We start from the raw sequence: 10,906 nt of genomic DNA, 5'->3' as shown, positions 1-10,906 counted from the left end.
TAGATCGCGCGTAGGCCAGCTCGGCACTGGCGTTACTGCGCGGCATTTTTTGTTCGCGCTGTAAGGCAGCCGGTAATAAAGGGTTCAGCTTTAAGACTTCTGGCCAAGTATGGCTATTCAACCCCTGCCACCAAATACCATCGAACAACTGCCCTGCCGCTTCAAGCACACCCAATATTTGTACCTTAGCCGGCGGTGTTTGCTTATGGAAAGGTGTTTTAACCACTTGCGTTAACAGCTGCAAAGCACGACTAGCCTCTGTGCTGGCAACCACATTATCCAGCGCGGCAAAATTTTCTAACGCCTGCAGCCAGTGCTCGTGCTGCTGATATTCGGTAGAGTTTAAAGTGCGGCTGCCCGGCCAACCCCAAGCTTGCAAACGCAATTGAAAAGTCTCTCGCCAAGCCGAAGGTGCCTGGCGCTTCTTTTTTTGTGCATTTAGGTTTTTATGAACAGCCTCCAGCAGCCCGTAAAAATGCTCGAGCAAAACCGGTAAATTAGCTTCTTGTGCTGCACTATTGCGCTGCGCGACAGCCGCTTTTAACTGCGCAAGGCTGGCCGATGTGTATTTGCTGGCCAGCTCGGCCATGAGTGCGGTTCGAGCGGGCAAATCGGCAATGGCGCCAACCATTGGCGATAACACCCAAGTGCTTAGCTCTGTAATGGGTACGCTTTGGCCAGACCACCCAAGCAAGCGCAAAGCGCAACTCACAATAGGGCACTGCGCCAACGCACGCCCAGAGGAAATATTAATAAGGCTGGCATCAAAGCTCGCGTTGGGCAGCAGCGATGCAGGCTCGAACACTTGCTGAAAGACGCGTTCAACTTCTGCCAAACGTTGGCCTAGCTCCGGGATAACCACCGCAACCGAATGCCCCTGCTCACTTTGCTGCAACGCCCACTGCGCCGCCGCAAATAATTCATGCTTGGGGCTGGGCAATACCGCGTAGCGAGCATTATTATCGGCGGTAGCCAATACCTGCTGCTGAGTACATTCAATACCCGCCGCAATCAGTGAAGCTTCGAATCGCTGCAAAGGAACAGACCACTGATCAAAGCCCGTGAATATCACACTGGCAGGCAATAATTGATTCAGCTCGCCACTACTGATCACTTCAAAAAGTGCCGCCTGCGCGCTTTGCTCATCCAAAATAACCGGCGCATCTTGGCTTTTCGCTAAGGCCGTTAATTGAAGGCTGTAGTCATCATGCCAGCGTTTAAATAGTTCAAACTCATCGGTAGCGGCATCAACCTCATCTACATCCAAACCCCACGCTGCCAGTAACTTATGGGCCTCTAGCGCGCTATCCAACACATCACCAGCGGACCAAAGGCTTTCATCATTATTGAGAATATCTTGCCAAAGAATACGCTTTTGCAATGCCGAAAGCGCAACCCCCGCTTGCGCGCACTGCGGCAAAAACAAGCATGCCTTACGCCACAGCTCAGTTTGCCAAAGCTCCAGAGCGGTGCAATTTAAAGGCGAGAACTGTTGATGCCCCTGCGCTAGCTGATAACGCTGATATTGCGCTTGATAAAACCGCGCCAAACGCTGGTTTGGCGTACACACCATCGCATCTTTAGGCAACGCCTTGAACCATTCATCTAAACAATAAAACTTCATTCATGCTCTCTGATAATCATCGCCTTTAGGGCAGCGGAAACCACACGCGTTGAAACTTTTAAAGGCTGTAACTTAAGGCCGACTGCATGTTGCATGAATAAGGTGCAGACCTCAATCCTATTCGCGCCAGCGTGGCCATTACGGAATCAACTCACTCTTCGAACACAATGTAAGGGACGAGGAAACAATATTTCATCCACTAATACTTGATATCGATTCCCCTACCTTCGTTGTTCAAAGCGTTACATGCCTCGGTTGCCCTACTGACCTATGTCCTATAGGCCACGGCATGCGCCCTCGTCTAATTGGACAAACTATTATTGTCCCACCCCTAACACGAATGCGATTAACGCGCTGAACTGCTCAATCGAACAGGCTTGGTAATATCGCGTAATACCGCATTTGAACGCACTGTTGTAGCCTGCCTATATGACCTACATGCGCAGGTATGCTCGATGACACAGACCAACCCAACCGTTCGCTATGACGTGACCATTCACCCGATGGCGCACGAGATTACCGTGGAAATGACTATTATCGGCCCCATAGCGCAGGGCGACGTGGTGCTGGAAGCCCCCAGGTGGGTTCCGGGGGATTACGCCTTTGCGGCCTACGGACGAGACATCTTTGCGTTAAACGCGAGTAATGAAGATAGCAATACAGCCCTCACCGTCGAGCGTAAAGGGTTCAATCAATACTTAATCAAATCCTGCAGCGAGCACTTAACCGTTCGCTATACCGCCTCGTGCTACGAACCAGACTTAGGCGATGCTGTGGGTCTAGTCGATAGCGATTACACCATTTTAGTTGGGACCCGCTACCTCTACACACCCGCGCATTTAGGCCCATGCCAAGTGAGCTACCACAACCTCCCGCAGGGCTGGCGCTTTCATCACCCCTCTGGCGCACAGCAAATTGAACAACAGCCAAGCTGGCTATACCCAAGCTATGAACAGCTGTTAGATACGCCCGTCGTATTCGGTAATTTCACACTATTAAAGCGTGTTATTCAAAACACCCCATTTTATTTTGTGTTTGTAGACCAGGGTATTGGGTTCGAAGAAACCGTGCATAAATTTGTTGATCAACTTTGTGTGGCCGTGGAAAAAACCTACAACATTTTTAACGAATTCCCCTTTAGCGATTACACCTTTTTCTTATCCTTAAACCCACAGGCCGACTGGGGGCTAGAACATTTAACCAGCAACATGAGCGGTTTAGGCCCCAATGTTTTTATCGACCCCGACCAGTTTGCTAATGGAATCCGCGTTTGCACGCACGAATTATTTCACGCCTGGAATGTTCGTCGCCTGCGCCCAGCGCCGCTAGGGCAATTAGCCTTAACACTCAGTGATGGCTGTTTTACCGAAGGCCTATGGATGGCCGAGGGCTTTACCCGCTATTACGAATTTCTCATTAGCACCCGCGCTAAGTCCTATAGCCCAACACAATTTTTTAGCGCCATTGCCAACTACTACCAACACCTTAGCCAACAACCCGCTTACAAACGCGTTAGTGCCACCGACTCGTCTTTAGCCACCTACATGAACCACGCTAAATACCCTGGCCGCGTTAACAACAGTATCGACTATTACGACAAAGGGATGCTCATTGCATTTGGCTTAGATACCACGCTACGCCTTAATTACAACGATACACTCGATTATGCATTCAGTGATTTTTATCACGTTTTTTTTGGCCCGCAACAACAAGCGCCCACAGGATATGTGGGCTATAGCACGCAAGACATTATTGATTTTTTTAATGAGCGGCACGCCGGTTTAGGTGGCGATATTGAACAGCAAATTACACAACCGGCAGCACTTGAAACACCCGATCAATTCCGTCAACTGGGGTTAATCCCCGAGTGGCAAGCCGGTTTTTATCTCGGGCTATTTTTCATCACCGAGGGTGAGCCAACCATTTATGGCGTTGCCGATACAAGCGCAGCTGGGCAAGCCGGTATTGCCCCTGGCGACATTATTATTTCAATCAACCATTTTGCCTTTTCCACAAGAGCACTTAAATGGGTCGCCAATCAAGCCTCCCCTGTCGAGCTCTGTGTTCGCCGCGGCCACCGGGAACTCACCATGACACTCACGCCAAAGCCTATTGAGCGGTTGGTAAAACTACATTGGCAAGGCACTGAAGACCAATGCCGGCACATTCAACAATGGCTCGATGATGACTCTTTTAGCCCAGAAGCTGGCTCTATTTTCACACTTAATTTTTACGAAAACTTCCACGGTATTGAAACACTCATTTAAACGCAGTAAGAGGTACGAATGAAACATTACGATTTAAGAGCTATCGGCGGCAGCCCTGTTGGGCTTTCAACAATTTTTCAAAGGTTTTCGCTATCGTGATTATTTCATTCCTCGCCGTAATTTCGCCCTTAAGTTGCAACCCACGCTTAGGGGCCAGAAAACATAGTATTAGAGTATTAGGATTTAAAAATGGCAACATATAGTATTTTTGGTGGCGGTCCGGGTGGACTTTATAGCGCTTGGCGCTTACTCACGGGCGGGACTTTAGGCACGAACGACAAAGTACACATTTATGAATGGGGCAACTACGATTACGAGGCCAACGGGCAAGGCGATAGAACACCGGCCGGCCGAATTTGTAGCTACCACTACAAAAAAGACCCCAATCAAGCCTACATTGAAGTGGGCGGCATGCGCTTTATTCAGTGGAATCCAACCGACGCCAGCGGCCATCAGCTGGTCAGCTTAAGCATCGATAAACTAAGTTTAAATGGCGAGCCACTCAACAGTAAAACTATTGATTTCAAAACCACAGACAACCCTTTATTTTATCTTAGAGGCCAACATTTTTATTCACAGGATTTAGGCACAACCGTTAACGGGCAAGAAGTTCTTGCGCCCTACAATACCCCCGGCAACAATGCCAAACCTGCCGACTATTTAATTGGTAATATTTCAAATTTAATCACCGAGGGTAATGCCGTTAAAACGCGGGTAGAACAGTGTAAGTTTTATCAAAATGGTAAACTCAGTGCTCATTTTGATAATGGCTCTTATGTTTATCACAGCGGCGACAACACAGGAGATATCGGTTACTGGAATATCTTTTATGACCAAGCCGGTAACGAAGGCTTCCAGTATGCAGCCGATGCCGGTGGTTATAGCTCTAATGTTATCAATTGGAATGCGGCCAATGCAGCTGTGTACAACGGTGAATTTGCACCAGGCGGAGCCTTCAAAACACTATCAACAGGTTATTCAAGTTTATTTGTAGCGCTCTACCAAGCCTGCAAACAAGCTGCGTTGAGTAATAAAATTGGTTTTAAGGTCAGTAAAAACACACGCTTACATTCCATTTGGCACGACAATGCCTACCCGCAAAAAACACGTTTCATGCTTGGCACCAGCGCCTCGCCCGACAAAGCCATTCCTGCGCAATACGGTACAGACTATGCGTTTTTAGCCATGTCGCCTAACGCACTCGAACTGGTCGCGCGCGCCACCCGTTATCAAACATTAACCGATAATCAATCTGACTTTTTAAATGCCAGCAATGTACAAAATTATTTGCAATCGGTTATCGAGCAGCCCTCCTATAAAATTGCCATGTTCTTTAAAAAACCCTGGTGGCAAGATGCCCAAGTTACCTACAAACCCGACCTGGTTAACAAAGGCAATAGCGACAATGTCTTTGGCCCAACAATAACAGACCTGCCCTTGCGGCAAGTGTATTATTTTGGCAACAACGCAATAGGGAAAGTGAAAGATAAAGACAAGGTCTACGGCATGCTTGCGTCCTACGACGACATGCGATTCACCCAGTTTTGGGAAGAACTTGAGCTGCCAACTAATACACGCCGAACAGTGCCCCTAAGCCAAGATTATCAACCGCTTAACGGCGCAGCAAAGGCCTCGCCAGAAATGATGCGCATGCTGAAATTACAGCTCGCTAAAGTACACTTCAGCGACCCCAACAAAGCCAGCGAGATCCCCGACCCTGTCGAAACCGTATTTATGAACTGGGGATTAAACCCTTTTGGCGCAGGCTACCATGCCTGGGCGGCACATTATGATATCTGTGATGTGATGCAAAAAATTCGCACTCCGGGGCGTATGGCCGGCGTTGAAAACTCGAATGTTTTTATTATCGGCTCGGCCTACTCGAATGATCAAGCCTGGGTTGAAGGTGCCTTTTGCACTGCCGAATCGGTATTAACCGAATTTTTAAACATTCCAACCATCGCCGAAAACACCACTCAATACCCATTAATTTGTGGTTGCAGCTAAAGGGGTTACCCGTAGCCGGTCGAAGTGAGACCGGCTTTGCCCTAGCCAAAAAACCAATAACACACCCCAATAGCCGCACAAATTCCGGCAAAGTCAGCAATCAAACCACAGCTCACCGCGTGACGACCATAACGAATACCAACCGAGCCAAAATAAACCGCCAACACATAAAAAGTCGTCTCAGTGGAGCCCTGTATAATCGAAGCTAAACGGCCGGCAAAAGAATCCGCGCCGCTATTATTCATAGTTTCAATCATCATCGCTCTTGCGCCCGAACCGCTTAGGGGTTTCATAAAGGCTGTGGGCAGCGCATCCACAAAGCGGGTATCAAAACCGGCTGCAAAAACCAGCCAACGTATACCCTCCACCAAAATATCTAGCGCTCCACTCGCGCGAAACACACCAATGGCACATAACATGGCCAGCAAATAAGGAATCAATTTAATGCTCGTTTCAAAACCTTCTTTGGCGCCTTCTATAAAACTATCGTAAACATTAACCCGCCTATACGACGCGACTCCAATAAACAGCATCAAGGTAGTCAATATTAAACCATTACCAAGCAACGACGATTGCTCCGCTAATACGTCGGCAGTTAAGGTGGAGAAGTAGCCCGCCAAGCTAGCCACTAAAGCAATTGCACCGCCCAAATACAGCAACACAGTACGCTGCAATAAATTAATTTTTTGCACCATCGAAACCGCCAGCAAACCCGCCATGGTAGAGCAAAAGGTTGCAAGTAAAATCGGGATAAAAACATCCGTAGGGTTAGCAGCGCCCTGCTGCGCACGATAAACAAAAACGGTAACCGGGAATAAAGTAATCGAAGAGGTATTTAAAACCAAAAATAAAATTTGCGCATTACTGGCAACGTCTTTATTAGGGTTTAGGCTTTGCAAGTCTTGCATGGCCTTAAGCCCCAAAGGGGTCGCGGCATTATCTAGGCCTAAAAAGTTAGCTGACAAGTTCATCGTCATCGAGCCCAAAGCAGGATGCCCCTTAGGCACCTCTGGCATTAGGCGCGTAAATAGCGGGGAAATCATCTGTGCTATTTTAGCCACTATGCCCGCATGCTCCGCTATTTTCATCATGCCCAGCCAAAAGCTGAGAATACCGATTAACCCAATGGCAATCTCGACAGTCACCTTGGACATCGAAAATAACGATTCCACGACTTGCTTAAAAATGTCGCTATTCCCCAATACGCCAAATTGATAAACTGATGAGGCGAAAGCAATAACAAAAAAGCTAATCCAGATGCGATTAAGCACAATAGTTCCTACCGATTATTTCAAAGCGGGAATCATGGCATAATTGCGCCGACTAGAGAATCAGGGGCGAGGTAATAAGAGTTTATCCAATTAGACGAAGAGATCGGCTTTCTTATCGAGGCGCTTAAAGGGGCGCATGCCTGGGTATGTAACGCTTTGAGCAACGAAGGTAAGGGAGTCGACATCAAAGTATTAGTGGATGAAATATTGCTTCCTCGCCCCTTACACTCGTGACTATTTCACACAACGTAACCATTCAACCATGTACAAATAGGCCGGCAAACTGATCATTTTCTGGGCCGCTCAAGCCATTCCTGGGCGCTATGCAAGCGTTCCTGACGCTTGAATGCCCAAAAAATAATCAATTAGCCTTTTGGGCGAGGATTATTTCGAACCCACTTGAATAATTACCACACAACAAGCACTCAACATGGTTTATTTCACACTTTTTAGCTCGGCATTCCTCGCCGCCACACTTCTGCCGCTGTCTTCTGAGGTGGTGTTAATCGCGTTGTTACAGCAGGAATACCTGCCGGCAGCACTCTGGCTAGCCGCTACCGCGGGAAATACCTTGGGGGCTTGTGTGAACTGGGTATTAGGGCGTTACTTTTTGCATTTTCAAGCGCGCAAATGGTTTCCCATTAAAGCCGCCAGTTTACAAAAAGCACAGAATAGCTTTCAGAAATACGGGAAATGGTCATTACTGTTGAGTTGGCTACCGGTAATCGGTGACGCGTTAACACTATTGGCTGGCGTGATGCGCATTAACTTCGCCACGTTTTTCGTCCTCACCTTTATAGGCAAAGGCGCGCGTTATCTCGTGATTATTGGCATTACCCTGCCGTTTCTTTAGCCAATGGCTAATCACGACTACGTTTTCTTGTTTGCGGAATACCACAAGTAAAATCCGCTACCGCTCATAAACAAAAACAACAATACAAAAAAGTCTAAAATCCAAGGGCCGGCAGCACCAAAAAAGCGTGCGGCATGAATATCCAGCACCACCCTTTCCCACGTTAAATCTTCACCGGCATAAAACTGGCGATAAAAATCCTGCTGATCTTGTGGCAATACAGCTAACGTAAACGGGCTGAAGACTGAAGCCGATACCGGCAACCACTCCAGTGCCTCCACGTCCACGCGATAGGTCGTCATAGGTTCGTCAGAAAGTGCATGCTGAATGCACAATTCGGCATCACACATGCCCGCCGCTTTAATCGGGGCAGGCAAACCAAGATTGGCGTCAATAATTTCGATGATTTGATTATCGGGCGTTAATAAAATAAGTTCTTGCTCGCAAGCCGCCAACCAAAAGTTGCTAGCAGCCGAATGCAAAACGCCCAGCAAGCGCCCATGACATGGCGTTAAAACGACACCGTTCAAATACAACTCGCCGGCAATCGCGATGGCCCAATGCTCACCGACTTTAACACCACTGAATTCGGGCACATCAATACCGTAGGCCTTTAACACTAACGGTGAATGTACTTTGTAACGATCGATATGCAGGTGCGCACTGTGATTAAGCACCACACCGGTGACGCATAGAATAACCAGCACCACAAGGCTTAACAAACCGCTACGGCGGTGCCAGCGCCAGAATTGCCTGCGTAACTTCACCGGCTTTTTCATAACGCCTAAACCTTTAGAATAACTGTGCTGAAGAAGAATTTTCGCCACTTTAGCAGTAACTTTAGCGCTCGGCTATGGACTAGGATTGATTGGCCAACGCGCTTTGCGCGGTATCAATCACTTTTTGATGGAGGAATAAAGCCACTTTGGCGACTTTCGTCATCGCCCGTACCGACAACGTAGCGCCTGTAATGCCATCGATATGACGGTCAAGCTTGAGCTTTTTTTTGCCTTGCTGCAAAACAGCTTGATCAAATTGCTCGGTAAAGAAAGGGTATTGAATTTCACCGCCTCGGCTTTCGCGGTACTCCAACACCTGTATGCTTTTTACCCCTTGGGCATTAACCGCCAAGCCCATGGTGATGGGTTGCTCTTTACCGATTTCATCTAAAATCCAAGCGGTCGTATCGCCCTGCACCCAGTAACGCACGCGCAAAACGCCCAACTCGTAATCAAACAAGCTTTTTAATTCTTGCTTAACCTCTTTGGTTAACCACAGCGTTTTTGGTTTACTCACAGCATCGGCATTAAAAGCTTGCGCGAGAAAAGCCGTACGCTTAGAAACCGGCTCTGCCATCGCCGCCGGCGATAAACCCAAAAGTACAGGGGCGCTCATCACGGTTAAAACTAACCATAGCTTTTTAAAATGAGTCATAGCACCCCTACACATTAGTCACACCTTACTCATACTTTAAGTCACACTTTAAGTATGACTCCACACCTACTGGGCACACTGACTGGGCGGTTTAGAAAGACCAACCAATACCCAAGTTTAAGCTGTCGCTTAGGTTATCACTTTGGCCAATTTGGTAATCGGCTTTAATCACAACACGATCAACCAACCAAAAATTAATGCCTAAATCGATAGCTTCTTTATCTTCGCGGTCTTTAATGGCAACGGCATCTGGCATGGTGTTCCAATTACTGTAGCGCGCGAAAACACCCAGGTTATCCAATATTTTAAAGCTAGGCTCTACGTAGTAGCCGGCTTGGTCCTCGCTGCCCTTAGCCTTGTAATCGGCGCCGTCAACATCCCAAGCGGCATATAAAGCTTTGATGGTGAAAGGACCGGTTTGGTATACCGCATGCAGCTCAGTTAACAACCCACTCTCGGCCTCTAAGGCAACATCTTGGGTCATATCTTCTTGATATTGAACCGTAGCCGCCAGCTCTAGCCCAGCAACGCCGGTGTACTTCAAACGGCCTGTGTAGGCCAAGCTCTCGGCAGACGCTTTTGCAGATTTTTGACGACCACTGCGAATACTGCTGTCGGCACTAGTATCTAAACCACTGTGAACCGCAAAATCATAACCAAAACCAGGAACAATTTGGCCGCTCATCATTACGCCTGTTTCCCACCAAGTGGTAGGAATAATGTCTTTCTCGACACCGTTGCGCTCAACGCCATAAAAAGTATCTGGTTCATGCGTTTCATTCAAGAGGCCCACGGGCAGCAAGAATAAACCCATATTAACTTCATGGTTATCGGCGTATTTCCACTCGATATAAGCCTGTTCTAGCTCAACTTCACCCGGCTTACCCTCACCGGCCAAGCTATGCTCTAACTCTAGCTCAGTGAATAGGCGCACGTTATCTGAGTACTCGTGATTGACGAATAAAACAAAACGGTGGGCATCCACTTGATCGCCACCACCTTGCACATTATTGAAGTGATGCTCGCCATACCCACCCAACGTGGTTTTGTTATACCACTGGCCACCTTGACTTCCACCAGCATCCACCGCATCAGCCGTCGCTTCGACTTTTTGCTCGGTCAGCGACTGCTTCGCGGTTAACGCATCAATTTCATTTTGCTGACGTTTAATGGTGTCCCACATCTCGTCAACCGTTGGCGCTGCTTGGGCCGCGCCAGAAAGTGCCGCCAATACGGCTAAACCTAATACGTGCTTTGTCATCTTGGAGTCCTAAAGGGTTTGATCTCAATAAAGACCGCAATGCTAACGCAAATGCGAATTGCTATCAAATGCATTCGTGCATAAATTCTCTGTTTTCTGATCTAGCGCAAAGAATCGATACTTTTACAGTGCTGAGGGACGAGGCAATAATAGTTTATCCAATTAGGCGAAGAGATCGGCTTTCTTATC

The 10,906-nt window shown here is 47.9% G+C and carries 8 protein-coding genes; 3 read left to right on the top strand and 5 right to left on the bottom strand.

Annotation, left to right across the window (positions count from 1 at the left end; all coding sequences use genetic code 11):
• Window positions 1–1,624, bottom strand: a 1,624-nt coding sequence (locus tag AC3A8L_RS15820; RefSeq protein ID WP_487963241.1) for a hypothetical protein, incomplete at its 3' end; no start/stop codon positions are given.
• Between the two features lie 455 nt (window positions 1,625–2,079).
• Here AC3A8L_RS15820 and AC3A8L_RS15815 point away from each other — a divergent pair.
• Together AC3A8L_RS15815 and AC3A8L_RS15810 are read left to right on the top strand one after the other, a co-directional pair.
• Entirely contained in the window at window positions 2,080–3,891 is a 1,812-nt protein-coding gene (locus AC3A8L_RS15815) for a M61 family metallopeptidase (protein WP_487963240.1), read from the top strand.
• Window positions 3,892–4,080: 189 nt separating this feature from the next.
• Window positions 4,081–5,898: a flavin monoamine oxidase family protein gene (locus AC3A8L_RS15810; protein WP_487963239.1), complete on the top strand. Its 1,818-nt coding sequence runs from the start codon at window positions 4,081–4,083 to the stop codon at window positions 5,896–5,898.
• Window positions 5,899–5,939: 41 nt separating this feature from the next.
• On the opposite strand, the gene AC3A8L_RS15805 is transcribed toward AC3A8L_RS15810, so the two are convergent.
• On the bottom strand, window positions 5,940–7,169 hold the full coding sequence (locus tag AC3A8L_RS15805; RefSeq protein WP_487963238.1) for a nucleoside recognition domain-containing protein: 1,230 nt from the start codon (window positions 7,167–7,169) through the stop codon (window positions 5,940–5,942).
• 430 nt (window positions 7,170–7,599) lie between these two features.
• Between AC3A8L_RS15805 and AC3A8L_RS15800 the strand changes: the two genes are divergently transcribed.
• Entirely contained in the window at window positions 7,600–8,022 is a 423-nt protein-coding gene (locus AC3A8L_RS15800; protein ID WP_487963237.1) for a YqaA family protein, read from the top strand.
• Window positions 8,023–8,039: 17 nt separating this feature from the next.
• Here the strand turns inward: AC3A8L_RS15800 and AC3A8L_RS15795 are convergent, their stop codons facing one another.
• The 3 genes from AC3A8L_RS15795 to AC3A8L_RS15785 all read right to left on the bottom strand — a co-directional run bounded on the left by AC3A8L_RS15795 (window position 8,040) and on the right by AC3A8L_RS15785 (window position 10,717).
• A complete protein-coding gene (locus AC3A8L_RS15795) occupies window positions 8,040–8,801 on the bottom strand; it encodes a PepSY domain-containing protein (protein ID WP_487963236.1) in 762 nt (253 codons plus the stop codon).
• A gap of 79 nt (window positions 8,802–8,880) precedes the next feature.
• Window positions 8,881–9,456 (bottom strand): FMN-binding protein, encoded by a 576-nt coding sequence (locus AC3A8L_RS15790; protein WP_487963235.1) that lies wholly within the window; start codon window positions 9,454–9,456, stop codon window positions 8,881–8,883.
• Window positions 9,457–9,547: 91 nt separating this feature from the next.
• A complete protein-coding gene (locus tag AC3A8L_RS15785; RefSeq protein WP_487963234.1) occupies window positions 9,548–10,717 on the bottom strand; it encodes a porin in 1,170 nt (389 codons plus the stop codon).
• Window positions 10,718–10,906: the final 189 nt, after the last annotated feature.

Source organism: Marinagarivorans sp., assembly GCF_982758155.1.
Note: the sequence above shows the minus strand (reverse complement) of the source record. Positions and strands in the feature narration are given on the sequence as shown.